The sequence below is a fragment of the Bradyrhizobium sp. USDA 4449 genome (genome assembly GCF_054056275.1).
Map to the genome: position 1 here is coordinate 167,836 of NZ_JBSRYD010000002.1, position 24,180 is coordinate 192,015.

General features: G+C 60.4%; 23 protein-coding genes and 2 pseudogenes. 15 read left to right on the forward strand and 10 right to left on the reverse strand.

The window, feature by feature from the left end:
- The first annotated feature begins 58 nt into the window (after window positions 1-58).
- From ACVIIW_RS36760 to ACVIIW_RS36770, 3 genes are all read left to right on the forward strand, one after another.
- On the forward strand, window positions 59-1,108 hold the full coding sequence (locus ACVIIW_RS36760) for an HD-GYP domain-containing protein (protein WP_456705499.1): 1,050 nt from the start codon (window positions 59-61) through the stop codon (window positions 1,106-1,108).
- A gap of 597 nt (window positions 1,109-1,705) precedes the next feature.
- The gene (locus tag ACVIIW_RS36765) at window positions 1,706-2,050 is read left to right on the forward strand and encodes a hypothetical protein (RefSeq protein ID WP_456705500.1); all 345 of its coding nucleotides are present in this window, start codon (window positions 1,706-1,708) and stop codon (window positions 2,048-2,050) included.
- A gap of 271 nt (window positions 2,051-2,321) precedes the next feature.
- A complete protein-coding gene (locus ACVIIW_RS36770; RefSeq protein ID WP_456705501.1) occupies window positions 2,322-2,471 on the forward strand; it encodes a hypothetical protein in 150 nt (49 codons plus the stop codon).
- 986 nt (window positions 2,472-3,457) lie between these two features.
- On the opposite strand, the gene ACVIIW_RS36775 is transcribed toward ACVIIW_RS36770, so the two are convergent.
- Window positions 3,458-4,219: a recombinase family protein gene (locus ACVIIW_RS36775; RefSeq protein ID WP_456705502.1), complete on the reverse strand. Its 762-nt coding sequence runs from the start codon at window positions 4,217-4,219 to the stop codon at window positions 3,458-3,460.
- 27 nt (window positions 4,220-4,246) lie between these two features.
- Window positions 4,247-4,492: a reverse transcriptase domain-containing protein gene (locus ACVIIW_RS36780; protein WP_456705503.1), complete on the reverse strand. Its 246-nt coding sequence runs from the start codon at window positions 4,490-4,492 to the stop codon at window positions 4,247-4,249.
- Window positions 4,493-4,525: 33 nt separating this feature from the next.
- On the opposite strand from ACVIIW_RS36780, the gene ACVIIW_RS36785 reads away from it, so the two are divergent.
- On the forward strand, window positions 4,526-5,017 hold the full coding sequence (locus ACVIIW_RS36785; RefSeq protein WP_456705504.1) for an Abi-alpha family protein: 492 nt from the start codon (window positions 4,526-4,528) through the stop codon (window positions 5,015-5,017).
- Window positions 5,018-5,379: 362 nt separating this feature from the next.
- Here the strand turns inward: ACVIIW_RS36785 and ACVIIW_RS36790 are convergent, their stop codons facing one another.
- Window positions 5,380-6,384, reverse strand: a complete 1,005-nt coding sequence (locus ACVIIW_RS36790; RefSeq protein WP_456705505.1) for an ABC transporter substrate-binding protein — start codon at window positions 6,382-6,384, stop codon at window positions 5,380-5,382.
- A 100-nt stretch (window positions 6,385-6,484) separates the two neighbouring features.
- On the opposite strand from ACVIIW_RS36790, the gene ACVIIW_RS36795 reads away from it, so the two are divergent.
- The 8 genes from ACVIIW_RS36795 (at window position 6,485) to ACVIIW_RS36830 (ending at window position 13,472) form a co-directional block, all read left to right on the forward strand.
- Window positions 6,485-7,132 (forward strand): TetR/AcrR family transcriptional regulator, encoded by a 648-nt coding sequence (locus ACVIIW_RS36795; protein ID WP_456705506.1) that lies wholly within the window; start codon window positions 6,485-6,487, stop codon window positions 7,130-7,132.
- Between the two features lie 83 nt (window positions 7,133-7,215).
- Window positions 7,216-7,986: an ABC transporter permease gene (locus ACVIIW_RS36800; protein WP_456705507.1), complete on the forward strand. Its 771-nt coding sequence runs from the start codon at window positions 7,216-7,218 to the stop codon at window positions 7,984-7,986.
- A gap of 11 nt (window positions 7,987-7,997) precedes the next feature.
- Window positions 7,998-9,035, forward strand: a complete 1,038-nt coding sequence (locus ACVIIW_RS36805) for an NAD-dependent epimerase/dehydratase family protein (protein WP_456705508.1) — start codon at window positions 7,998-8,000, stop codon at window positions 9,033-9,035.
- Window positions 9,022-9,843: a GNAT family N-acetyltransferase gene (locus tag ACVIIW_RS36810; RefSeq protein ID WP_456705509.1), complete on the forward strand. Its 822-nt coding sequence runs from the start codon at window positions 9,022-9,024 to the stop codon at window positions 9,841-9,843. Before ACVIIW_RS36805 ends, ACVIIW_RS36810 begins: the two co-directional genes overlap by 14 nt.
- A 6-nt stretch (window positions 9,844-9,849) precedes the next feature.
- Window positions 9,850-10,905 (forward strand): dihydrodipicolinate synthase family protein, encoded by a 1,056-nt coding sequence (locus tag ACVIIW_RS36815; RefSeq protein WP_456705510.1) that lies wholly within the window; start codon window positions 9,850-9,852, stop codon window positions 10,903-10,905.
- Entirely contained in the window at window positions 10,893-11,675 is a 783-nt protein-coding gene (locus tag ACVIIW_RS36820) for an ABC transporter ATP-binding protein (protein ID WP_456705511.1), read from the forward strand. Before ACVIIW_RS36815 ends, ACVIIW_RS36820 begins: the two co-directional genes overlap by 13 nt.
- 764 nt (window positions 11,676-12,439) lie before the next feature.
- Entirely contained in the window at window positions 12,440-12,943 is a 504-nt protein-coding gene (locus tag ACVIIW_RS36825) for a hypothetical protein (protein WP_456705512.1), read from the forward strand.
- 217 nt (window positions 12,944-13,160) lie between these two features.
- On the forward strand, window positions 13,161-13,472 hold the full coding sequence (locus tag ACVIIW_RS36830) for a response regulator (protein ID WP_456705513.1): 312 nt from the start codon (window positions 13,161-13,163) through the stop codon (window positions 13,470-13,472).
- Between the two features lie 117 nt (window positions 13,473-13,589).
- Here the strand turns inward: ACVIIW_RS36830 and ACVIIW_RS36835 are convergent, their stop codons facing one another.
- From ACVIIW_RS36835 to ACVIIW_RS36860, 6 genes and pseudogenes are all read right to left on the reverse strand, one after another.
- Window positions 13,590-13,880 (reverse strand): hypothetical protein, encoded by a 291-nt coding sequence (locus ACVIIW_RS36835; protein ID WP_456705514.1) that lies wholly within the window; start codon window positions 13,878-13,880, stop codon window positions 13,590-13,592.
- A 392-nt stretch (window positions 13,881-14,272) separates the two neighbouring features.
- Window positions 14,273-14,431, reverse strand: a complete 159-nt coding sequence (locus tag ACVIIW_RS36840; protein WP_456705515.1) for an EAL domain-containing protein — start codon at window positions 14,429-14,431, stop codon at window positions 14,273-14,275.
- A complete protein-coding gene (locus ACVIIW_RS36845) occupies window positions 14,431-15,060 on the reverse strand; it encodes an EAL domain-containing protein (RefSeq protein WP_456705547.1) in 630 nt (209 codons plus the stop codon). The genes ACVIIW_RS36840 and ACVIIW_RS36845 overlap by 1 nt, the downstream gene beginning before the upstream one ends.
- Window positions 15,061-15,069: 9 nt before the next feature.
- Window positions 15,070-15,165, reverse strand: a pseudogene (locus tag ACVIIW_RS36850) (hypothetical protein); the annotation flags it as partial.
- Between the two features lie 143 nt (window positions 15,166-15,308).
- Entirely contained in the window at window positions 15,309-15,596 is a 288-nt protein-coding gene (locus tag ACVIIW_RS36855) for a Crp/Fnr family transcriptional regulator (RefSeq protein WP_456705516.1), read from the reverse strand.
- A 2,205-nt stretch (window positions 15,597-17,801) separates the two neighbouring features.
- Window positions 17,802-17,951: pseudogene (locus ACVIIW_RS36860) on the reverse strand (RraA family protein); the annotation flags it as partial.
- Between the two features lie 287 nt (window positions 17,952-18,238).
- Between ACVIIW_RS36860 and ACVIIW_RS36865 the strand changes: the two are divergent.
- Window positions 18,239-20,458 carry a DUF2235 domain-containing protein gene (locus ACVIIW_RS36865; RefSeq protein ID WP_456705517.1) on the forward strand — a complete coding sequence of 740 codons (2,220 nt, stop codon included), beginning with the start codon at window positions 18,239-18,241 and terminating at the stop codon, window positions 20,456-20,458.
- 187 nt (window positions 20,459-20,645) lie between these two features.
- Here ACVIIW_RS36865 and ACVIIW_RS36870 read toward each other — a convergent pair whose 3' ends face one another.
- Window positions 20,646-21,392: a C13 family peptidase gene (locus ACVIIW_RS36870; RefSeq protein ID WP_456705518.1), complete on the reverse strand. Its 747-nt coding sequence runs from the start codon at window positions 21,390-21,392 to the stop codon at window positions 20,646-20,648.
- Window positions 21,393-22,024: 632 nt separating this feature from the next.
- Here ACVIIW_RS36870 and ACVIIW_RS36875 point away from each other — a divergent pair.
- Window positions 22,025-23,206 carry a radical SAM protein gene (locus tag ACVIIW_RS36875; RefSeq protein WP_456705519.1) on the forward strand — a complete coding sequence of 394 codons (1,182 nt, stop codon included), beginning with the start codon at window positions 22,025-22,027 and terminating at the stop codon, window positions 23,204-23,206.
- An 86-nt stretch (window positions 23,207-23,292) separates the two neighbouring features.
- Window positions 23,293-23,949 carry a phosphoribosylanthranilate isomerase gene (locus ACVIIW_RS36880; RefSeq protein WP_456705520.1) on the forward strand — a complete coding sequence of 219 codons (657 nt, stop codon included), beginning with the start codon at window positions 23,293-23,295 and terminating at the stop codon, window positions 23,947-23,949.
- Window positions 23,950-24,180 lie beyond the last annotated feature (231 nt).

A 24,180-nucleotide genomic window follows, 5' to 3' on the forward strand; every position in this document is an offset into this window, starting at 1 on the left:
AGGATCAGGGATCATTTTGGACGTGAAGACGCCGATTAGCGTCTCGGAGACGGCTCTCATGTTTGTGCATGTTCTGACTGATAATGCCGCCAAGCTGTCCGAGCTTTGCAGCCTGCTCGATCGAAGATTTCGGATCGCAGGGGAGCGACTGGACCTCGACGCAAAGCTCTCGGACGTGCCCGACGTTCTGGTTGTGCGGGCCGATTTACGTGTGATCGAAAACATCGTCGCTCTCAAGAGGAGGAGTGCTCGGATGGCCAAAGTCTCCAAGCGCATATTCCTAGTCGAGGAAGCGTCTCACGTCTGCATCTCGCAGGCCTATGCCCTGGGAGCTACGCTCGCCGTGACGGGTAAAATTAATCAATCCAAACTCTTCGCGGCGTTGGCCAGTCGGGCGAGTTCAGAGACTGATTCGGCAACTGGCACGGCGCAGCAAGACAATCCGGTGGAGGCGGCGGCTGCTGCGATCGGATCGATTTTTGCTGCGGCCTCTTTGGGCGAGCCGATAGACGTGATCGCGACTATAGAAGCTGGCAGAGGAATCGCCGAACGGATCACTGAGCGCGGCCTCGCTGAGTGGCTCAGCACCGTGCGGCGCCATCACGAAGGGACCTATCAGCACTGCCTCCTCGTTACCGGTGTAGCCATCGACTTCGGCCTTAGCTTAGGGCTGAAGAGAACCGATCTTGAGCGCCTGTACTCTGCCGCCATGTTTCACGACATCGGGAAGGCAACTGTCCCCTTGGCGATCCTGGACAAGCCCGGACGTCTGGATGCCGAAGAGCGGGCGCTTGTAGAGACGCATCCGGTGGCGGGGTACGAGTTTCTGAAAGCTCAGACCGGAATCTCGGCCGAGATCCTGGATGCGGTCCGGCATCATCACGAATATCTCGATGGCAGCGGGTATCCGGACGCGCTCTCTGCCGAGAGCATCGCCGACATCGTGAGAATGTTGACCATTGCCGACATCTTCGCCGCCCTGATCGAGCATCGACGCTACAAGCCGACCATGCCTCGGGCGGAGGCATACGGCATTCTCTCGGGGATGCAGGGAAAACTCGAAAAGGCTCTCGTGATTGCATTCAAGCAGGTCGCGCTGACTCGGTAGGAATGCCGAATAACTTGGGCGTAGAGGAGTCGGTGCACGGTCTCGCGCTGAAGGAGGTCTTCTCGGCAGGTAGCAGGCCAGGGTGTGGGCGGACGTGAGCGAGATAGCAATCAGCATCAAACCAAAGGGTGAGAAGCTCGTCATCCTTGCGGATGAAGTGCCCGTGTTGAATGCAGCGAACTCGCCGTAGCAATACGAGTCGTTGCAGAAGCCAATCGGCAGCTTCAGTCCACAGCCCGAAACGTCGCTGACCGGCCGCTTGCTGAACTCGGTCTGAAGCAAGCAGTAGGCACAGCGGCTCGCGCAGCCAAAGTTCAGTTCATTGTTTTGCCGGCTTCCGTTCCGGCGCGGAGCGCTGACCTAAGACCGCATCGAATAAACCCACTGATGAACTGCATTGCATTAACGTTCGAGATATGGCCCGAGTTGGCTAGCTCAATGCTCGCCCAAGCGTCGGCTAGCGAGGGAAGACTGGAAGCAGCACGCAGCGGTCTCGACCGCTGATTTTGACCCGGAGCGGTCTTTCAAAGCACCTCACAGCCTTAAACCAAAGTGCTAGGCTCCTACTCCCCAGCGTGGCCCTTGGAGGAGAGGCACATGCGACGGCGAGACGTGCTTGCAGGGATAGTGGCCACCGGCATAACGAGCGCGCTGCCGGCCGCGGAGCAAAACAAGGTCTACCGGCTGGCGATCTTTACCTTAGTCAGCATCCCTCGCAACGACCTGGCTTTTGCGCCGCTTGTTTCTCGCTTGCGTGGGCTCGGGTACATTGAAGGCAAGAATTTGATCGTAGCGCGATACACCGCCGACGGTCTGCCAGAACGCTATGCCGAGATCGCACGCAGTATAGTGCGAACAAAGCCGGATGTGATTGTGGCTCTGAACCATCAGGCAATAGCACTGCTTGCGAAAGAGACATCCACATCCCAATTGTCGCGTTGATGGGCGATCCGGTCGCCGCCGGACTTCTGCAAAATATGGCCCGGCCCGAAGGCAACATTACCTGCATCGCCGGGGACGCAGGGATCGAGATGCAAGGCAAGCATCTTGCTCTCCTGCACGAAGCTGTCCCTTCTGCATCGCGCGTATCATGGAAATTCGCCTGGCGGTTCCTGACCAAGCGTCTCTCAGCCACCGTTGCCTTGGCAGAGCCTCGCCAATCAGGGCCTGCCGCTGCCGATCGGAACGCCCGCCGACCACGCCCGCGCCGTCCTTGCGATTCCCCTCGATCTCGGTCGTACCGCTGCCGATCAATCCGACGCTGCCGTTGTTGCCCTCGTTGCCGACGATCAACTTGCCAACCATCAACTTGCCGAGCTTCGCGGCCTTCCCCGATCTGCCGATCTTCGAGGTCGGCATCTGACCGCATGAGGACGAGGCGCCGCGGCACGCATATCGTCGACGGTTCAGCCTGGTGCAATTCTCGGCGCCGTCGCCGGATCGATATCCGCGACGTTCGCCGCCGCTTGAGGGGACGACTAAGGTCCACACGACCGGCACCACCGCCTTCCGACCGCCTGGTCCATGCCGACAGAACCCTCGCGCCTCCGGGTCTCGAAGTGAAAGCGTTGGTTTTGTCCCAAGCGCCTGAAAGTGCTAACATATCGCTGCGTTAATGGTCTTGGCCAAATCGCGATCGCTGGAGGCCATCCTGAAGATCGAGCGAGCCCTTGCGATCGCGGCCCGGGCACGGGTCAGACGGCGTATTTCAACCGATCCCGCTGCGCCATACAGCACCGGAGCGACAGCGTCGTTCGAGCGCCCGTCCCAATGCGCGACGCGCATGGTCGCTTTGTCAACGGCCACGCTGGTGGCCCGGGGCGGCCCCCGCGTGACTGTCTCAGGGAAGCCTTTACCAGCGACCTACTTGCGGTCTCGACACGGCAAGCAGGCGCTGCGCCAACTTTGCGAAGAGCGGCCGGCAGCATTTCTGCGGCACATCTTAAGCATCGTCGCGAGCAAGAGGCGCGATTAGAATAATGGGGACGGCCGGTGGCGCATAGTGAGAATTAGGCAGTGGTCCAATCGATACCAAAACTAGCTGCCGAGTACATCATTGAATGGCCTGACGGCCAGCGCGCAAAGGTCGCCTGTGTCTCGGAAGACGGCATGCGCTTTCGCGTCGAGGGTCTGCCGTCGTTGCTGCGGGCGACCGACAGCTTTCGGGTGGTCAGGAGAGGACGAATAGCCGTTCCGGATTGAGCGCGCTGGAGACGCCTAGTAGCTCTAGCCAGAGGTGACATCGGGGTCAGCGCGCAGCCCGAGGTTCGCGATCTCCCCCTGTATTGGCCGGGACTACAAGTGCAGCCACAACCCAAGCTGGACCGGCCTGCGTTGGCCCGACGTTTGTCAAAAGCTACCGCTACGTAACAGCGGTCGCCTCGCCTTTTGACGCCCGAATCCCCGGATAGTGTCTAGGGACGTGGGCATTCCGCCGTTGCCCTGGCGCGCGCGGCCAGCCGGCTGATCGTCGATTGGTCCACATTGAGCGGCCGCGCTACCGCGCTCTGCGGCTCGCCGGCATCGAGCAGCTTGATCGCCTGCCGCTGTTGATGCTTGGTCAACTTCGATGGTCGACCGAACTTCGCCCGCTTCTCTCGCGCGCCGAATGCCGACGTCGGTGCGCGCCTTGATCAAGCTGCGCTCGAACTCAGACAGTCCGCCCGGAATGGTCACCATCATCTTGCCGTGCGGCGTGGTGGTATCGGCCCAAGCATCGGCCAAGCTCTTGAACGCAGCTCCCGACTCACTGACCTCGTGCAGGATATTGAGCAGATCGCGGCTCGAGCGCGCCAGCCTGTCGAGCCGGGTGATGATCAGCACGTCACCTTTCCCGAGCGCAGCGATTGCCTTTCGCAATTGCGGCCGGTCAAAACGCGCGCCGCTCAGGTTCTCAGACAGAAGCCGAGGAAGGCGAAGGTCTCCGGTCGCCGCTCGCCGCGCCGCTGAAGCGAGAGGGCCGCGAACCGGCCAAACTCGATCAGGCGTCTTGTTCTCATGGAGCGTCAGGCCGAAGCTGGCCAGCCGCGCCTTGAGCGCCAAGAGCATTTCCTGCGCATCTGCCTTGCTCTCGAAGCCCGTGACGAAGTCGTCGGCGTAGCGCGCGGTCACAATGCGACCGCGTGAGTGGCGACGACGTCATTGGTGGACCCAGAGATCGAGGATGTAGTGCAGGAAGATGTTGGCAAGGAGCGGGCTGATGCCTGCCCCTTGCGGCGTGCCCCTGTCCGTCTCTTGCTTCTCGCCGCTCTCAAGAACGCCGGCCGGCAGCCACAGCCCGATGAGCCGCAAGATGCGAGGATCGGCGATTCTATGCGCCACCATCCGCAGCAGCCACTCGTGGTCGACCGAGTCGAAGAAGCTGCGAATGTCGGCATTGAGCACGCAGTTCACGCGCTAGTGTGGTCTCTCAGGAGGTTGTCCATCTGGTCTGAACCGAGTGACCGCGACATTAAGGATCGGGAAGAGCTGCCGGAGGATATTGCCGTTCCGCTCCTCGAAGCTTCCCAAGGCGAATCGCGGGAGTCGATTCAGGACCTGTACGCTGCGTTGCTTGCCAATGCGATGGACAGCAGGTTCGCCGGGGATGTCCGCCCAGAGTTTATCGAAATCGTCAAACAACTACAGCCGATTGATGCCGTCGTTCTCGAGTTCGCGAGAGGGCGATATATCGAGCCCTCTAGGCGAATCTTCAACAACAAGGATGCTTTCGAAGCGCTGAAGAACTATCGATCAACCGCAATAGAGGTGAGCCTCGAAAATATGCAGCGGCTCAAGTGCATCAGGTCTCATTCCCAAGGCCTCCTATTGTCGACATTTGGGTTTGAGTTCATGTCGGCATGCGATCGGCATGTCGGAAGTTATCTTCCGCATTTCGCGGTCGCGTCAGCCGACAGCCCGCGCTGCTGAGACATGATCTCCGCCAGATCGTGCCGGTATTGCTCATGCCGCCGCTCTGACCGTCGAAGACCGTTCGAGCCGTGCGATCGCGGTGGAGATGGCGGCCAACGGTGCGGACGTGGTCCCCTAGACATCGCGGGGCCGGTTTCTCCCGCCTCCAATGCCGAGCCGGCGACGGCCGAGGAACTCGATGCGATCGTGCGGATGGTCAAGAAATTCGGAAGGCGCAGCGAAGGGATCAAGGCAGACATTCGCGTCATCGGTGCGGTGCGGGCGCGCGCCCGCCCCGTCCAAGGCATTCCGACGTCGCGGTTAACGAGAGACGCGAGACGCCCACCTCGGCATCCGGCAAGTGGGAAAAAGGGCAGCCCCTACTTCTTCACCTTGCTCGCATCCATCTTGATGCTCGGATCCAGCATCTTCGTCGTGAACGCGGTGGTCACGTCAAACGGCTTTTCCATGCCGAGATAGGTCTGGACCAGCTCGTAGTCCTTCTTCATCCGCTCGCCGTCGATCCAACCGAGGCCCTTGGTGGTCGTAAACTCGTCCGTCATCAGATATTTGATGCGCTCCCACTGGCGCTCCTGGTTCTCCTTGTCGAGACCGGAGACCTGGTCGAGCAGCGCCTTCAGGCACGGCGTGACGTCGGCGACGCAGGCCGCGAAGGCCTTCTGCGTGACGCGCACGAACTCTTCCGCGACCTTCGGGTTCTTCTGCAAGTAGACTCCATTGACGATCAGCGAATTGCCGTAAGGGTTGAGGCCGATGTCCTTCCAGTTGACGAAGCCGAGGTCGGGACCGAACTCGATCACCTTGAGATCGTGCTCGTTGTAGAAGTCGCTGATGATGTCCACCGTGTGGCTCTTCAGCGCGGCGATCTTCGCGGTCGGCCCGATATTGACGAAGCTGACGGAATCAGGCGCAAGCCCCGCGGCCTTAGCGAAGGCCGGCCACATCACGCGCGAGGCATCGCCCGGCGGATTGCCGATCTTGTGGCCGGCGAAATCCTTCACGCCGTTCACGCCATAGCTCTTCAGCCAGTAGAAGGTCTGCCCGGTATTGGCGTAGATGCTCATCAGCGCGACGTCGTCGGCGCCCTTGCTCTTGGCCACCAGCATGGTGGCGAGATCCGCGATCCCGAACGCCGAGCCGCCGGAGCCGACCTTGGCGGCGGAGACGCCCGAACCCTTGCCGACCTCGATGGTCAGATCGATGCCCGCCTTCTCGTACCAGCCCTGCGCCTTGGCGTAATAGAACGGTGAATGATCGGCCGTCGGCGTCCAGTTCAGGATCAGATTGACCGCCTGGCTCGCGTTCGCCGGCACCGCGGGTAGACCGAGCGCCAGAGCCACAAGAGCCGCCTGCAAACGCTTCATCGTCTCTCTCCCCATTGCCGCGACCCGGCTTGTCGCTCTCCTCGTGTGAGGTTACCAATGCAACAAGCCCGTCCTCAACTTGTCAACTGTTTGGTTGGAAATGCCCGCAAAACTTTCAGGAGGCAGCGTGCCGCAGCGCCGCGACCCTGTCGCCACCCGCAAGAAACTGCTCACCGCGGCGCGCCAGGAGTTCGCCCGACACGGTTTTGCGGGTGCACGCGTCGACGAGATCGCGGAGCGCGCTGGCGTCAACAAACAGTTGGTCTATCATTATTTCGGCGACAAGGACGCGCTCTACCTCGCCGTGCTCGAATGGGTCTACGAGGACATCCGCGAGCAGGAACGCAAGCTCAATCTCGAAGGCCTGCCGCCGGACAAGGCCATCCGCAAGCTGATCGAGGCCTCCTTCGATCATCTGGCCGAAAACCCTGATTTCATCGTGCTTTTGAACGACGAGAACCGCGGCGGCGCCCGCCATGTCCGCGGCTCGACGCGGCTGGAAGCCATGCATTCGCCGCTGGTGAGGAGCGTCTCCCACATCCTGCAGGAAGGCGTGCGCGCCGGCCTGTTCCGCAACGGGATCGACCCGATCCAGCTTTATATCTCCATCGCAGGCCTCAGCTATTTCTTCTTCTCCAACACCCCGACGCTGTCGGCGATCTTCGGCAAGGACCTGTCGAGCCGCACCGCCCGACGAGCCCGCCGCCGGCACGTGGCCGATCTGGTGCTGCAGTCGCTCCGACCGTAATCAACCATCTGGTTGAAACTTGTCCCAAGGCCGGTTAGGCTGTGCCTCGCGGCGATGAGGGCTACCGCAAATGGGAGAACCAGGTGGCTGGTGGCGGAGCAAGTCCTGCGCGCAGCTTTGCGATCATCCTGATCGTGCACCTCGCCGTGCTCGTGCTCTGGCAGGTCTCGGTCGACGCCTTCCACGCGCCGAAATTCATCCTGCCCTCCCCGCTCGCGACGGTGAAGACGCTGGGCACCGCGAGCTATTCCTGGGGAGCTAACACGCTGGTAACGGCGATTGAGATCCTCGGCGGGTTCGCGCTCGGTGCTGTCGTCGGCGTCGCACTTGCCGTGATCTTCAGCTGGGCGCCGCTCGTGAGCCTGGTGCTGCTGCCGCTGTTCGTGACCTTGAACATGATCCCGAAGGTCGCGCTTGGCCCGCTCTTCATCGTCTGGTTCTCCTATGGCATCCTGCCGAACATCCTGATCGCCTTCAGCATTTGCTTCTTCCCAATCCTGCTGACCACCGCGCGGGGTCTGCGCGAAGTCGAGCCAGACCTGCTCGATCTCGTCAAATCGCTGCGTGGCTCGCGCTGGACGCTTTTCCGCAAAATCCAGCTGCCTGGTTCGCTGCCTTACGTGTTCTCCGGTATGAAGGTCGGCGCTATCCTCGCGGTCGCCGGCGCCATTGTCGGCGAGTTCATCGCCTCCGAGCGCGGCCTCGGCTACCTCATGATCCAGGTGCAATCTTCGCTCGACACGCCCGCAATGGTGATGGCGGTCGTGCTGCTGACGCTGCTCGGCGTCGCCCTCTACGGCCTGGTGCTCGTCCTCGAACGCATGTTCGTGGTCGGGGACGCAAGACAAAATTGAAGGAGCTCTCCATGCTGCTCTCCCGCCAGGCGCTGCCAAAGACCATTTCTGACATCACCGCCCTCGATGATCTCCTCTGCCGTCCGACGCAGGCGCTGATCGACGACCTCAAGAATGTCGACGGCGACATCATGATCCTCGGCGTCGCCGGCAAGATGGGCCCGACGCTCGCAGGCCTGGCCAAGGCCGCCGCGCCGGATCGCCGCGTCATCGGCGTCGCCCGCTTCAGCGATGTCAGCGTCAAGGACTGGCTGCACGCGCGCGGCGTCGAGACCATCAATTGCGACTTGCTGGACGAGGCCGCGATCAAGGCGCTCCCAAAGGCGCCGAACATCATTTTCATGGCCGGCCGCAAGTTCGGTGCCGAGGGTGATCTGTCGCTGACCTGGGCGATGAACGCGCATGTGCCGGCATTGGTAGCGCAGGCTTTCCCACGGTCGCGGATCGTCGCGTTCTCGACCGGCTGCGTCTATCCGTTCGTGCCCGTCGACGGCAAGGGCTCGACCGAGGATATGGCGCCGAACCCGCCCGGCGAATACGCCCAGTCCTGCGTCGGCCGCGAGCGCATGTTCGAGTATTTCTCGCACAAATTCGCAACGCCGGGTCGACTGTTCCGACTTAATTACGCGATCGACATGCGCTATGGCGTGCTGCACGACATTGCGACAAAAGTGCTGATGGGCACACCGATCGACGTCAGCCTCGGCCACGTCAATTTCATCTGGCAGGGCGATGCGTCCGCGCAGGCGCTGCGCTGCCTGGCGCATTGCACGGCGCCGACCTCGCCGATCAATGTCAGCGGCCACGAGATTTTGGCCGTGCGCGATCTCGCACAGAAATTCGGCGCCCGCTTCGGCCGCGCGCCGGTGCTGACGGGCAAGGAAGAGCCGACGGCCTGGCTGACCGACACGTCGAAAGCCGTGGAGCTGTTCGGGCTGCCCGTCATCGACACCGAGCAGTTGATTGCCTGGACCGCCGACTGGGTCTCCCGCGCCATGCCGAGCCTCGGCAAGCCGACAAAATACGAGGTGCGCGATGGCCGCTACTGATGGGCGTCCCGTCATCAAGCTCGGCCTGGATGATGCCACGGCCGGGCTCGTCCTCTCGGCGGAGGCACACTGGAACCAGACCGAGGAGGATTGGCGCGTCTTCCTGCGCGACGGCGTCGTGTTTGGTATCCGCACCGGCGTGCTGCTGGTCGCAACGGCCGCGCTGCTGCCCTATTCCGGCAACAACGCCTGGATCAGCATGGTGCTGGTGACATCCAGCCACCGCCGGCGCGGCCTCGCCACGCGGCTCGTCGATGCCTGCCTCGAGACCGCCCGCAAGAACGGCCTGACCAGTTGGCTCGACGCGACACCTGATGGCGTTGCCGTCTACGGGCCGCTCGGCTTCACGCCGACGCTGCAATTGCGGCGGCTGAAGCTGGCGAGACCAGCGCACACTCCCGCGCCGCCGCCGCCCTCCGCAGCGCTCGAAGCGCTTCGCGCGCGCGATCGCCGTGCCACCGGCTTCGACCGGACCGCCCTGCTGTCCGCCTTCGCGCAGCGTTCCGGCTCGCGCATCGCCGCCACGAGCGGAGCGATCGCGCTAGTCCGCGATGGCCGGACTGCGCGCCATATCGGCCCGCTGTTCGCGGACGAGGCCGCCGAAGCGCTGGCGCTCGTTCATGCCATCGCGCGATCGGAATCCGGACCGCTGCTGATCGACGCTGTCGCGCCGCAGACTGCGTTTCTGGAAGGATTGACCGCCTCAGGGTGGACCATCGAGCGTCCGTTCCAGCGCATGCGGTTCGGTCCCGCTACCACCCCGGGCGAGGAAATGCCATTCGCCGTCGCCGGCCCTGAATTCGGATAGGACATCATGCACCACAGCCAGATCAACAGGGACATCCGCAAGCTGATTGCCGAGGGCACCGTGCTGCCGGCGCATCCGCTCGCGCTCACCGCCGAGCGACAGCTCGACAAGACACATCAGCGCGCGCTGACGCGCTATTACATCGATGCTGGCTCGGGCGGCCTTGCCGTCGGCGTCCACACCACGCAATTCGCAATTCGCGATGTCGGGCTCTACCGTCCGGTACTCGAGTTAGCCGCTGAGACCGCAGCAAACTGGACTAAGCGTCCGCTTGCAATGGTCGCGGGGCTCGCTGGTCCGACCGCACAGGCCGTGACTGAAGCCCGCACCGCACGTGATATCGGTTATCACGCCGGCCTCCTCAGCCTCACCGCAATGAAAAGCGCGTCCGAGGACGAAATCATCGCGCATTGCACCGCTGTTGCCGCGGAAATCCCGCTCGTGGGATTCTACCTTCAGCCGGCGGTCGGCGGCGTCATCCTGTCGAGCCGGTTCTGGCAGCGTTTTGCCTCGGTCGAAAATGTCATTGCGATCAAGATCGCACCATTCAACCGCTATCGCACGCTCGACGTGCTGCGCGGCGTAGCTGCCGCCGGCGCCCTCGACCGCGTCGCGCTCTACACCGGCAATGACGATCACATCCTGCTCGACCTGATGCTGCCGTTCGATCTCCGCGACAAGGGCGTCACCACGCGCACTTATTTTAAAGGCGGCCTGCTCGGCCACTGGTCAGTTTGGACCTCAAGCGCCATCAAGCAGTTCGAGCGCTGCAAGGCGGCGCGGCACAAGGACAGCGTGCCGGCCGATCTCCTCGCGCTCGATGCCCGCGTCACCGATTGCAACAGCGCCTTCTTCGACGTGGCCAACAATTTTCACGGCTGCATCGCCGGCTGCCACGAGATCCTGCGCCGTCAGGGCCTGATGAAGGGTCTCTGGTGCCTCGATCCGAACGAAGGTCTCAGCCTCGGCCAGAAAGACGAGATCGATCGCGTGACGCGCGAGCATGCCGACCTTAGCGACGATGCCTTCGTCGCCGACAATTTGAGCAAATGGCTGGCATGAGCTCAAAACCCTTCATCAGCCTGCAAGGCGTCCGAAAGGTCTATCGCAGCGGCGGCAGCGAGTTTCTCGCTGTTTCCGACGTGACCATGGACGTGCAGGAGGGTGAGCTGGTCTCGCTGGTCGGCCCGTCCGGCTGCGGCAAGACCACGGTCATGAAGATGCTGGCCGGCCTGCACAACGCGGACGGCGGCACCGTGACCATCGGCAACGCGTGCAGCCCGTTCGATCCGAGCCGTGACATTGGCATGGTGTTCCAGCAGGCGCTGCTGCTGAAATGGCGCACCATCCTAGACAACGTATTGCTACCGGCCGAGATCGTCGGCCTCCCGATGAAGGCCGCGCGCGAACGGGCGCGCGACCTGCTCAATCTCGTCGGCCTCTCAGGCTACGAGCAGAAATATCCCCAGCAATTGTCCGGCGGCATGCAGCAACGCACGTCGATCGCGCGCGCCTTCATCCACGATCCAAAGTTGATCCTGATGGACGAGCCGTTCGGCGCGTTGGATGCACTGACGCGTGAGCAGATGAATCTGGAGATGCTGCGGATCTGGCGGGAGAGCGGCAAGACCATCATCTTCGTCACGCATTCGATCCAGGAAGCCGTATTCCTGTCCTCGCACTGCGCGGTGCTGACGGCCGGGCCGGCGAAGATGGCCGACTACTTCCCGATCGACCTGCCCTTCCCGCGCGATCTGCCGTTGAAGACAATGGATGCGTTTGGCGCGTATGCACGGCGGATCTACGCGAAGCTGGGGCTGGGGGCGGCGTAGTACGCCACACGGTAGCTGCCGGCTTGCGATAAAGAGGAAGAGGCCGCCAACTGTGGCGGCCTTTCTCAGGGGGCAAGAATGCGCTCACGAATTATCGGCCGCTTGATCGGCGTGGCCGTGATCGAATTCGTAATAGGTGTTTCGTGGCTGTTCGGTGCCAACCAAATGCTAGTACTGATGCTCATCCACGTCGGCCTGTCGCCAGTTCGGGTGATGGCTCGTGTGGATGCCTATGAAACGCTATGGTCTAGTCGGCTTCGCTGCGGCCATTCTCTTAGCAGCAAGCCTCGCTCCCGATGACGCAGTTGCGCGTCGAGGCGGAGGTGGTTATCGCGGTGGCAGATTTCATGGAGGAGGAGGTCGCGTCGCTCATGTAAGAGGCGGTGCCGTCCACGGGCGAGTCGTCGGCGCCGGCGGAGGGTATGGCTACAGACCAATTCCCGGTAGTCCTGTCGCACGTGCGTCGGTACGACGGGGCGCATACCGCGCGGCCTATAGGGGCGCAGCCTATCGCGGCGCCGCTGTTGGCGCCGCGGCCGCAGGGGCCGCCTACTACAGCGGTTACAACAATCGCTGCTACTACAATTCCTACGGCCACCAGTCGGTAAGCATCACTGCGGGTCCTTTCGGCTGAACTGAACCTATGACGCATAATGAAGCCAGCGGTCCTTCGAGCTTCTTTGGTTCAAGGTGTCTGTCGCCGCCAGCCACGGAGCAGCGGTGCGCCGGGTTGACGTCACTTGGCGTCTTGATAGGCTGCTTGCATGGGCATCTTTGAAAAGCATCGCGGTACTCTAGTTCCCGTTCACGAGGACAACGCTAAGACGAGGGATTGGCTCGTCCTCCTGGAAGCAGCCACCATAGTTGGCGAGCAACGTGACAAGCTTCGGGTGGCGCTGACCACGCAAGAGCGGAAGCTCGTGAAGAAGCGCAGGCTATTCGGCAAGCCGCAGTATTTCCTTGTCATAGACGGCTATGATCCAAGGATACACGCTCTCTATTTCTGCCCCCAGCTCTACAAGAACGAAAACGGCAGTCTAGCCCCACTAACGGGGCCGGAAATCGGCCAGCTAATGGCTCAAGCACTTGAGGGCGGTGCAATTGAAAAAGCGCCTTGGTACGAGCCGGGCGACGGTGCCCCGAAGGACCTAGTGATCAAGGCGGCGCCCAACCTGGAGCTTGATAGTTTGGTCGTCGACGCTCCTATGCCGAGATCGAATAAGCCCGCGCCTCTCAGAGCGGTCCCTATTAGCGACAAAGACAAGTGAGGCGTTCGTGTTGACTGCTGCTATTGACGGCTGCTGCTATTGTAGCCGTGACTGTGCGCTCCCGAACTCCCTCAGCATCAGCCCCCTTTCGGAACTCCGAGTTTCAGTGTCGCTTTTGCAACCCTGCCCGTAAGCAGAGGTTAACCCAGGTTAACAACGCCGGGGTTTGCCATGGGCCAGTCCACTCCGTTTTCTAAGCTTGCAATGGTCGTCGAAGATGATCGCGATTCAGCGCGAGATGATCGCAATTCTTCTGGAGGAGAGTGGCTTCCAGGTGCTTCAATTCGAGGATGCCGATAGCGCAACTATGGTGCTCAAGGTCCATCACGCGGCAGTGCTGATTACTGATGTCAACCTGATCGGCAAAATGACCGGCGTTGAACTCGCACACATCGCGAGGGCAATTGATCCCGACCTTCGTATCGTTGTGACCTCAGGAAGACCTTGCCAGAGCGTGCTGCCTTCGGACGTGACGTTCCTATCGAAGCCGGTCTATCCGGTCGATTTGTTAAGGATGGCGACAAACTAGGCTGGCGCGCCCGCTACGTGCCAAGCAAGGCCCTTGTCGCTCTGCGGACGTGAAAAGCCCCAGACAGCTGCTGTCCGGGGCTTTGAACAGAACAAGACGGTCTCGCGCTCCGTTTTGTTACCACTCAGGTCCGTAATAACCGCGGCGCTCGTAATAGGGCTCGCCGTACCCATAGGGACGATCATAGTAGCCGCGGTCGTAGGCGTAGGATCCTCGGAACGGTGCAGTCGCGATAGCGCCAGCCGTTCCGATAGCCGCGCCAGCGAGGCCAGCGGCAGCTCCGATGGGGCCGACGCCATAGTGATGGGCGTAATAGTGGCCGCGATGGTGCACGATCCGCGCTTCCGCGGGGGCAGCCACCAAGGTCGCTACCGCCGCAGCGGCAGCCAATAGCTTCACTTTGATCATTGTATTTCCTCCTCTGAGCGGATTTAACGGCACCGAGACAAATCAGTTCCGGAGGTGGCCGGCGTGCTGCCGCCTGGGTGTGATGAATCGTTAGACCGGGGCTTGCCTGACTTGGCTGCTGAAGGGGTCGACCAGCTGCAGATTGGTCTGGGAGAGTTGTTCAACGAAGGGTTCGAACGCGGCCGCTCCTGAACCCTCCGGTCATCTTGTGCATCCTTCCTCGGCGGCCACGGCCGACATGGCCGCACGCGCGATGCGCATGCAAAGCTTCAAGGGCACTCAAGACGCAACGCGGCCTCAAGCCAATCGACCGGAGCAAGGCCTTCAGGAGGCGGCCTGGAGCGGGAGCCTCTTGCTTTTGTTGGGTGTCGCCAGACTTCGCGGCCGGCCGATCAGATATCCCTGCATTTCGTCGCACCCGTCTGCAGGAGGAGCGTCATCTGGGCTTCGGTCTTTATGCCCTCCGCCAGCACCGGGACCCCGAGGCCGTGGGCGAGGCCGATCACGGCCCGGACGATGGCGAGCGAGCGATCGTTTTGGCCGAGCGCCATCACGAAGGATCGGTCGATCTTGATTCGGTCGAGGGGGAAAGCTTCCAGGTATGACTGAGTATCCCGTGCCGAAGTCGTCCAGTGCGATTTGAACCCGGTGCCTTGAGCGACTGCATCGTCTTCTTGGCGCGCGCGATGTCCTCGATCAGCACGCCTTCGGTGATTTCGAGCTCGAGCCGCGAGCCCGGCAGCCCGCTATCGCGCAGCGCCTGGCGGACGTGCGCTTCGAGATTCTCGCGGCGCAACTGCGCGGCCGAGACGTTGACTGCGATCCTCAGCGGCCGTGGCCATGACGCAGCTTCCCTGCACGCCTCCGTCAGTACCCAGTCGTCTATCTGCGCGATCGAGCCGCTCCGTTCGGCGACCGGAATGAACTCGCCGGGCGGAACGATGCCGCGAAGCGGATGGCGCCAACGGATGAGCGCCTCATAAGCCTTCAACGTGCCGTCCCGGTGCTGCTGCGGCTGATACTCCAGAAAGAGCTCGCATCGCTCGACGGCGACCCGCAGGTCGTGCTCGATCGCCCGGCGCTCCCGCAGTTGCTGGTCCATGGCGCTCGTGAACAGGCGAATCGCTGCCCTGCCTTCATGCTTGGCGCGGTAAAAGGCGGCATCGGCATTGGCCAGCAACGAGACCGCATTGTCGGCATCTCGCGGATACAGTGCGGCGCCAACGCAGAGATCAATCTGAAGGGCGTGGCCGTCGACCTCGATGGGCCGTTCGACGGCGTGCATGCGTCTCGACACTTTGAAGGCCCCCGCGTAGCCTCGCGCACCACGGACGCCCGAGTTCTTCGTTCGCTAGTGTGTTTGTGAACAAGTTTCTCAGTCTTCTTTGACATCATCATCTGGATTCAACTGGCTTCGATATTCCCGCGCTATCGTGTCGAAGCAGGTGCAGGAGACTTGCCGAGAGCGTGAGAGTTGATGATGTTGACGAGCCCGCGCAAGCTGTGGATCAACCCACCTTTTTCGAGTGCTTCAAGGCATTCGGTCACGCTTGCCCGTCGAACACCAAGCAGATGAGCCAAGACTTCGTGGGTGAGCGGCAACTTATCGTCCTCGAGGGCATTGCTGGCGACGAGCAGCCATCGGGCGAGTCGTTGCTTGACGGAGTGTGCCGCATTGCAGACGCCTCGACTGCGAGGTCTGCAGCAACACGACATCTACGTGTCTGAGCAGAATTCTCCTAGAGCTCGAGACGGGATCTAGCGAGTTCAAAAATGCCTTGAGAGCGTCCGCGTCCTCGCGGCTGATTTTGGTGTACCAGGGGTAGGGAATGGCGGGACATAGATAGCTGCCATCGGCCGATATGCCCTGATGGAAAGCCCGGTAGAACTGATTCTCACTCGACGCGGTAGTCGGACTTGCCGTTGCAATGTGGCTGTACGCAACTCCGACTGCCTCGCTTGCGGTGCTGCTGGGGGGCGATAGGCGGCATAGTGCCAGATCCCCTGCAACTTGCGCATACTGCTCTCCCGAGGGAGCCCCTGAGGTCGCTTCAGCGCTTTCGCATCTGGATTCACACCAAACGGAAACTCAACTGGCCGGAAGGGATCTGGTCACAGATCTTGTTCGTTCTAGTGACCGTTGCCCTTGTCGAAATCGTTCGGACTGGCATCCAAAGCAGCTAATTCTGCAACACGCAAAAGACCCTAGCCCATGGGGCCATGGCGGTCAGTTACCCACACCCACGACGCGCAGTAGCTCGCGCGCGTTCGGAGCCACCCAGTAATCGACAATGTTTGCTAGCGGTGGCGGGGGCTTCGTCGGCGTGATCCGCTCGTAGGGCAGCGAACGAAAACGGCCGCAGGACCCTGCCCCACATCCTGCGGCCTCATTTTTCCGGGAAAATTCAATGTTTGCGAATGATGCTCGACTTCCAGCCCCGGCTGAGCGGAATGATTGCAGGACTCGGGCTGAAGTTTGAGTCGCCAATCGGTGTTCCAGAACGGAACATACGCGATGTTGCGACAGCGCCACGTTAAGGTCAGGACGGCGAACCTAAAGCAAATTGCTGTGATCCCGATCAGCGTCCCGGTGCATCAGAACGCGATAATGTTGGCTCGCCACTTACTCTTCCCAAACCATCTCCCCGCACTGACATCGAGCAGGTCGCTGCTGGATGAAGAGAGTAACCCGGAAGGTTTCTTTGGCGGAGCGACCCTTTAAGTGACCATCGTCTATTCTGGGTGCCTGGTCGCGGTCTGGTCCGCGACCAGGCGGTCGAGCGCCATAGCCTGAAGCCAGCCCCAGGGCGATGGTTGCTCGGCCGTCACCGTAGCAAACAACATGCCACGCCTAGACCGTGGCTCCGATACTCGGGACGTCGGCGTCCGGGGTCCGGCTGGCATGTTTGGTGGCGCGGCGCGGGAAACAGAAAAGCGGCCTCGGGTACGCAGCGGGCTGGGTAGGCCGGGGCCGCTCTGCGGGCATTGGTGGCCCGCAGCCATCAACGAACCGCGGGGGCGCCGTCGGTTCCTGCCCAAATCCGGCGCCGGGCCAACTAGGCTTGCGACTTGTACCCGCCTTCAGCGAGGCGCGGCCCCAGCCCTAGCCGGTGATTCACTCAGCCATTCGCCATTGCGAAAAGGTTTCGCCGCTCTTTCGACTGATCTGGCCTCGCTGCTTGCGAAAGCGCTGAGTACGGCCGTATATCGCCTGCCGGGACCGTCCTAGGCGTTTGGCGGTTTCGTCAGCTTGGACGCCATCGCTTCTTCGTCCGGCAACCAGGGCCGTCCTGTTGCGTGATCGTTGGACATAGAAATCACGTCGGAGGTCAATTACGAAACGATAGCGCCAGATCGTAAGTGAACGTTCAAAAACGGCAGCGTCGCAATTGCTTGGCTGGCTCCTTGGCGTGACGAGTCGTTGCACCTAGAGGGCACCAATCTTTAGACAAATCACGTAGGCGATTACAAATCCCGGCAGAAAGAGGAAAAACCACACGACGCCGTTCGGCTCGCCATGGGATGCAAACTCACGGTTTGGATCTGTCTCACGGTGATGGGGCACGTCCGAAGAGATGTTCTGACTCGGGCGTCTGCGTCTGGCTACTCGCCTTAGAAGCTGCTTGACGGCCGTTTCGTGCGAGCTCGTTGTGGTGTCATCTCGATCGGACATCGGTGCTCTACCTCTTCACTTCATCCGATGTCGACCAGCCGCGGCTATTCCCGCCATTCCTCGGACCTTCGCTTGGTAGCCCGGCCGCTAACTGCGCACGAAATCCCGCAATATCTCGAAGTAATTCGTCGCGACCCGGCCCCTGCGGAAGCTTCCGAGCGGTGGCCTCTAATAGCCTCACAGCCGTTTCTTCTAGTTTCCGCATGTCGTTGCTGCAACCGTTCGGTGGGTGCTTCCGGCGACGCACCGCCGATCAATGCGTTGGTGAGATCGCCCCCCGCGTCGACCACGATGACATCGCCGGGATCGGCGATCGCCATCGCCTTGTGAAGCATCAGATTGTCGCCCGGGCACGTCTTCACGGTCAGCGCGGGGCCGGCCATCCCTCCGGACTGGTGCCTCTCGAGATTTTCTTGGCCTGCCTGATGACCGGGGTCATTTCCTCGGGCTTCTCGGTCTTGAAGCGAGTGAATTGAACGATCGTCACTGGCTACCTCCATCATTGTGTGAAATGTCCAAGAGGCACCGGATCGTAGCGGCGCGGCGCTTTGGCTATTCTAAAATTGATCAAGTAGCTCAATCTATTCTCGCTCGTTCGCCACGGAATCTGTGAACCATCTCACACCCGACACAACCGCAAACCGATAACTTCTTTTTGTAGTCCTACCGCTTGAGTGACAAAGCGATGAAGAAAATCGTTGTTCTCTCTGACGGCACAGGCAACTCCTCTGCCGCTGTCTGGCGCACTGATGTATGGCGCACATTCGAGGCAATCGATCTCTCGAATTCGGATCAGGTCGCATTTTATGACGACGGGGTTGGGACCTCGAGCTTCAAACCTCTCGCGATACTCGGCGGCGCCTTCGGCTACGGCCTGAAACGCAATGTCATCGACATCTACAAGTTCATCTGCAGAAATTATCGAGACGACGGTGACGAGATATTCGGCTTCGGCTTTAGCCGTGGTGCTTTCACAATCCGCGTAGTCGTAGGCTTGATCTTGGATCAGGGCTTGGTCGAGGCGGAAGATGAGCTCGATCTCGATAGTCGCGCGACTGCCGCGTTCGAGGACTATCGACGTCGCAAGTATCATACGGTCTGGTGGAGCTTGTTCAGGGGTGATCGAAAAATACCGCCGCCTAAGGACACAGCCAGAAATAAGCCGGTCAAGAGCATCCGTTTCCTGGGCCTTTGGGATACGGTGGCGGCCTACGGGCTCCCCGTCGATGAAATGACCCGCGGCGTCAACAAATGGATATGGCCGCTCGAGCTCCCAAGCCGGGTGCTTGATCCCCGCGTTAAACGCGGCTGCCACGCGTTAGCCTTGGACGATGAACGCACGACATTTCACCCCGTCTTGTGGGATGAGAGCAAGGAGACGCCAGCCCAATCCGAACAACCGCGGCCGATCTCCGAGGAACGCATCAGCCAAGTCTGGTTCTCCGGAATGCATTCCAATGTCGGCGGCGGTTATCCCGACGATTCGCTGGCGAGGATCCCGCAGTGCTGGATCATGACCGAAGCCCAGAAGTGCGGCCTTCGCTTCAAGTCTGCTCCAACCGCCGATCCGGATAGTATGATCGCCACGCATGCCGCCAGAGACAAGGACGGGCGGCTCTATGACTCTCGCAGCGGCCTCGGCAGTTATTACCGCTACGGTCCGCGCAAGCTCGCCGTGCTGTGTCACGACCGCCTTTCGCGCGACGAAGGCCATCGGGTCAAGATCGATAAGCCAAAGATTCATGAGAGCGTCTTTCGGCGCATCCAAAACAACGCACATCCTTGCGCGCCACTCGGTATCCCGTCGCGGTATGACGTCCTCACGGACAAGGGCCAAATCCTTCCGGCCCCCGCCAACCCCTACGAAACGAGCGCTCAGAGTGAAGCGCGGGCGAAGGCGCAGGAAGCGGTCTGGAACACGGTTTGGCTTCGCCGCGTCGTATACTTCTTAAACGTCTTTGCCTCCGCGGCGCTGCTGGTTTTTCCGCTGCTGAAAGCCCTGCCGGCCTCAGATGAGTTCTCCAGTCCCGTGCGGTGGCTTTCCGACCTCATTCGCCTCATCGGCTCCTTTCTTCCGTCCATTGCCACGCCCTGGATCAACGGATATGCCCGCAGTTCCCTTACTTTCCTGGTTCTCGCGCTGGCGGTTGCGGCATTCTCGCTAATCGGAAGCCGGCTCTCGGCACGCATCAAGAGCGACATGGGCGCGATTTGGCAAAATTCTATGGTGACCGGCACCACTATCGCAAGCGCGCCGGAAAACTGGATCTATCGGCTGCGCACCAGCACGCCGTACGAATGGTCCAAACGATTTTGGAAGTTTCAGTTGGGGCCCGCCCTCTCAGCCGTCTTCTTTCTGTATGCCGGAATTATGGCCGTCAACCACCTCCTCTACATCGTCATCGACGATGCCGGCTTCGTGTGCAGCGAGAGTAGTCCGACCGCAATGACAAAGGGGGAAACGCGACGACTGATCCTTGACACGTCTTCAGTGTGCTCGCCCACTGGCATTCTTCTTCAAGATGGTCAGCGCTATCTCGTCACGATCAAAGCGAGGGAACCGCAATGGTTCGATCGGACGATTGCGACGACGGCTGCAGGCTTCTATAGCCTGGACCCGCCCACGATCTGGGAACGGGCAGCGATGCTGTTTGCGCTCCCGATGCGCCGCGAATTGATCCGGCCCTGGTTCAGGATCGTCGCTAGGACCGGCAGCGTCGGAGGCGAGGAGAGCTTTTTGGATCCCGATCCAGAAGACCATTCGATCGAAGAGGTGATCCGCGCAACGCGCGATGGCGAACTATTTTTCTTTGTCAACGACGCCGTCGTTGGCGTGCCTAGACTGGCCGGTACATTTTATGCGAACAACCGTGGCACCGCCGAAATTACGGTGACGCGGCGGTAGCCCCTAATAGGTAGATCACGGATTATGGAAAGAAGTCGGCCGAGGGCCGAGTTCTGGGCCGAAGCAGGTTCATCATCTTCTGCTCCTGTAGGCTGGCAGCCGCTTCGCGCGCCCGCTCTGCGGGGCGGGCTCTATAAGTTGCGCTCACCGAATCTTCGTCTGGGAGCCGAGGCTCCCGGCCGGTCGTTCAAGGACGTGCAACAAGCAATGACTGCACGTTTGCACCGCCGGCCATGAGAGGATTCGACGGCTCGAAGTGCTCCCCCAGTTCTCGTTTCTGGACAAGCAAGCGCGCATCGAGAAACGCATCCTTCAGGCTTACGGCTCGCCGGAGCGCGACGTTAAAAAACGCATCACCGAAATAGGTCCACTTCGCCTTATCTTGACACCCAAACGACGCATGATTTGCGTCGGCCGCAGTGATGACCAGCACATCGGGATTCGCGAGACGTGGGATGAAGACCCCGGAATAGCAAGCCGAGATGACCACCACCTTATGTCGCACACCAGTCTTCGCGAGTATGCTAGCGAGACGAGAGGGCGTCAGTGTTTGTGTGAGCCGCCCCGCCTTGATTGCAAGTCCGTCGGGAGAGCCATGGGAGGTGAGAATCAGAAAGAGAACATCTTTATCGGCATTCAGGCTATTGGCTGCGACCTGCAACGAACTAGCCAAGGCTTCGATCGTTGCACCTCCGCCTTTCTTCGAATTGTATTGTACGTCGATCGCGCCGGTTTCGAAACGGGCCGCTACGACCTGAGCTGCGCCAGTTGCCTCCGCTCTAAATACGCCCTGATCGCCGAAAAGGCCAAAGGACACCACGCCAACCTTTCGAGCATCCTCAATAGCGCATACCGACGAAACCAACGGCCCGACGGTCAGAATTAAAGCGAGGAGCGGCGCGCAGAGCCGCCTGATCCAACAATGAGAGGTCATGCAAAACCTCGTTTCGAGATCGCCGCTAAAGAATTGCGGCTCTATACAAAATAGTGGACGTACAGTGAATTACCATTAGTCGGAGTGTACCTCTCCAGCCACGCTCTCGCTTCGCCGCTCTGACGCGTCAATTTGAACGCTTGATTTGCATCAACGTTGCGTTTGCCGTTGCGTACGAGCATGTCCTGAACTTGCCTTGTCCCTAGGCGGCCGACCACGTTGCCACTTCAATATAAAAGGTATACCTTGCCACCGCTTCAGCCGGTCCACCGGCCTTTCGCTCGATCCCTGCACCGCGTCGCGAAAATGAGGAGCATGACCATGCCGATTACGACGCTGAAGGTTTTGGCCAGCCTCATACAATTACATGGGCCAGGGGCAACAATTCAAAGCGACCATCAGGGTATCGACGCATTGCTGAACGATCTGCGCGGACAGAGTGCGGAGCAAGGCGTTGTCTCCGAGGAACCCGTGGCGACCCAAGCCGCTTTCAGACGAGGGGGTTTTGCTAAAGGGGCTAATGCAGGCGCCTTTCGCAGGGCGGCGTACGCCCCGGGCGCGGGCGCGTTCCGCCGAGGGGGATTTGTTCGAGGGTATTAGATAGGTTTCTTCTAGCCCGGCTCGGTATCGGCATGTCGGCTGACGGTTCAGATTTTGCTGCCTTCCAGGATCTGCCGATTGCGCAGTTGCTGGTCAAGGTTGCGACGAGATGTAACATCGACTGCTCCTATTGCTACTGGTTTCGCGATACGTCCGTTTATAGCAAGCCCAAACTGATGAGCCCTGACGTGCAGCATCAATTGCTGCAGCGCATCGAGGAGCACGTCGTCAGATACTCCCTCGTCGATTTTCCGATCATTCTGCACGGCGGCGAGCCGCTGCTATGGGGCGTCGAGAACTTCCATCGCTTTGCCGAGGCCTGCGAGGCTATTTCATCACGGACGGGCTGCGAATTTCCCATCGCGGTCACGACCAACGGCGTGTTGATCGATGACGAATGGCTGGCCTGCTTCGAGGCCCGCCACATTTCGGTTGCGATCAGTCTGGATGGGCCAGCACACATACATGACATTCATCGCAGAACATTTCAGGGTACGGGTACCCACGCCGCTGTGGAACGTGCCGCTCGAATGCTGGTATCGCGTAAGATTGGCGTAATTGCCCTGGCAGTCTGCAATCCCGTCCACGCGCCACAGCACTATGCTGATTTTTTCGCTGCGTGTGGAATCTCCAACTACGACATCATGATCCCCGACGCGACGGTGGATGAGAAACCGCCATCTATTGCCGCGTTCTACAAGGGTCTGTTCGACTTGTGGCTGGAGGCAAATCGTACAAAGTCGACGACCAATATTCGTATCATTTCTGACATGATCACTGCCCTGCTTAGCAACAATTCGCCGACCGAGGGCGTGGGCCACAAACCTGTCGAACTTTGCACCGTCATGACAGATGGCACCGTGGAGGCGCACGATGTACTGCGGATTGCAGGCGACGGCTTCACGAGCACCACGTTCAACATCTTCGATCATGCGATCGACGAGGTCAGGAACGAGCCTCGCTGGAAAGCCGCGCGGGATGCCTCAATCAATCTTTGCGCGAAGTGTCGGCAATGCAAGTTCATGAACGCCTGCGGCGGAGGCTATCTTCCGCATCGTTTCTCCAAAAAGAACGGTTACGATAATCCTTCGGTCTATTGCGACGATCTCTACGCGATGTTTGAGAACATGCAGTCCGCACTTGAGAGCCATCTCTACGTCAGCAAGCCAGACGGGGGTCGCCTCAATGTGCGCGAGCTCTTGGCAGACGCCTAGTCGACTGCACGAACCGCCAGACGTTCCGCCCGCGGGGAGGCCGCCGTGCCGATCCCAGTGTGTGGCCCAGAGGGCTGGGTAGAACAATGCTGACGCAAATCTACGAAGTCGCGACGCCCGCCGAAGCCGAAGCAATATCCTCAATTGGTGTAGATCATGTCGGCGTGCTTGTCGGCGATGGTTCCTTCCCTCGCGAGCTTCCGGTTCACAAAGCAGCTGCCGTTATGAAAGCGATCCGGGCGCCGTCTGTACTTTCAGCGTTGTTCCTGTCGGCGGATGTCGATCTCATCGAACGGATGGCCAGGGAGCTTAATCCCCAGATCGTGCACCTCGGCGCTTCCAACGACTTGCTTACGCCTGATCATGTCGTGGCGCTGCGAAAGACTCTGCCAAAACTCAAATTCATTCGCAGCATATCTGTGACGGGACCCGAGGCGGTACACGTGGCGCGCACTTATGATGGAATTGTTCAGTGGATCCTACTTGATAGTCATCGAGTAGGCGATATCCAAATCGGTGCGCAGGGCGTGACGCATGACTGGAGCGTCAGTCGAACGATTGTCGAGACTGTTCGCACCCCGGTAATACTCGCTGGTGGCCTCGGACCAGACAACGTCGAAGAGGCCATCCGATCGGTCCAACCTGCCGGCGTTGACTCGAAAACGAAGACCGACCGCGAGGGTGCTCACTCAAAAGACCGGGCCAAGGTCGAAGCTTTCTATCGCGCCGCGAAGAGCTATTAGGTCTTCTCTTTGTTGGCTCTTGTGAGACGTTCGGATTCGACAGCATGTCGGTTTGCGCCAAAACCGGCCGATCCTCGCAAGACTATGCTTCATTGGCGTGACAAGGTCAGCCCGCATAGGCAAACTGGGCTTACCCGCGTTCGCAGTTTACACCATCGCATCAGCTAGCCCTGGCCGCTGTTATCAGGAGTAGAAGATCGGAGCAAATCGCTAGGTGGGCTACCGCTTCCG

Excerpts from the sequence above, each read along its gene's own strand:
- ACVIIW_RS36760 (WP_456705499.1), top strand. The coding sequence starts at position 59 with ATGTTTGTGCATGTTCTGACTGATAATGCCGCCAAGCTGTCCGAGCTT.
- ACVIIW_RS36765 (WP_456705500.1), top strand. The coding sequence starts at position 1,706 with ATGCGACGGCGAGACGTGCTTGCAGGGATAGTGGCCACCGGCATAACG.
- ACVIIW_RS36790 (WP_456705505.1), bottom strand. The coding sequence starts at position 6,384 with ATGAAGCGTTTGCAGGCGGCTCTTGTGGCTCTGGCGCTCGGTCTACCC.
- ACVIIW_RS36795 (WP_456705506.1), top strand. The coding sequence starts at position 6,485 with ATGCCCGCAAAACTTTCAGGAGGCAGCGTGCCGCAGCGCCGCGACCCT.
- ACVIIW_RS36805 (WP_456705508.1), top strand. The coding sequence starts at position 7,998 with ATGCTGCTCTCCCGCCAGGCGCTGCCAAAGACCATTTCTGACATCACC.
- ACVIIW_RS36810 (WP_456705509.1), top strand. The coding sequence starts at position 9,022 with ATGGCCGCTACTGATGGGCGTCCCGTCATCAAGCTCGGCCTGGATGAT.
- ACVIIW_RS36815 (WP_456705510.1), top strand. The coding sequence starts at position 9,850 with ATGCACCACAGCCAGATCAACAGGGACATCCGCAAGCTGATTGCCGAG.
- ACVIIW_RS36820 (WP_456705511.1), top strand. The coding sequence starts at position 10,893 with ATGGCTGGCATGAGCTCAAAACCCTTCATCAGCCTGCAAGGCGTCCGA.
- ACVIIW_RS36825 (WP_456705512.1), top strand. The coding sequence starts at position 12,440 with ATGGGCATCTTTGAAAAGCATCGCGGTACTCTAGTTCCCGTTCACGAG.
- ACVIIW_RS36830 (WP_456705513.1), top strand. The coding sequence starts at position 13,161 with ATGATCGCGATTCAGCGCGAGATGATCGCAATTCTTCTGGAGGAGAGT.
- ACVIIW_RS36835 (WP_456705514.1), bottom strand. The coding sequence starts at position 13,880 with ATGATCAAAGTGAAGCTATTGGCTGCCGCTGCGGCGGTAGCGACCTTG.
- ACVIIW_RS36840 (WP_456705515.1), bottom strand. The coding sequence starts at position 14,431 with ATGGCGCTCGGCCAAAACGATCGCTCGCTCGCCATCGTCCGGGCCGTG.
- ACVIIW_RS36855 (WP_456705516.1), bottom strand. The coding sequence starts at position 15,596 with ATGTCGTGTTGCTGCAGACCTCGCAGTCGAGGCGTCTGCAATGCGGCA.
- ACVIIW_RS36865 (WP_456705517.1), top strand. The coding sequence starts at position 18,239 with ATGAAGAAAATCGTTGTTCTCTCTGACGGCACAGGCAACTCCTCTGCC.
- ACVIIW_RS36870 (WP_456705518.1), bottom strand. The coding sequence starts at position 21,392 with ATGACCTCTCATTGTTGGATCAGGCGGCTCTGCGCGCCGCTCCTCGCT.
- ACVIIW_RS36875 (WP_456705519.1), top strand. The coding sequence starts at position 22,025 with ATGTCGGCTGACGGTTCAGATTTTGCTGCCTTCCAGGATCTGCCGATT.
- ACVIIW_RS36880 (WP_456705520.1), top strand. The coding sequence starts at position 23,293 with ATGCTGACGCAAATCTACGAAGTCGCGACGCCCGCCGAAGCCGAAGCA.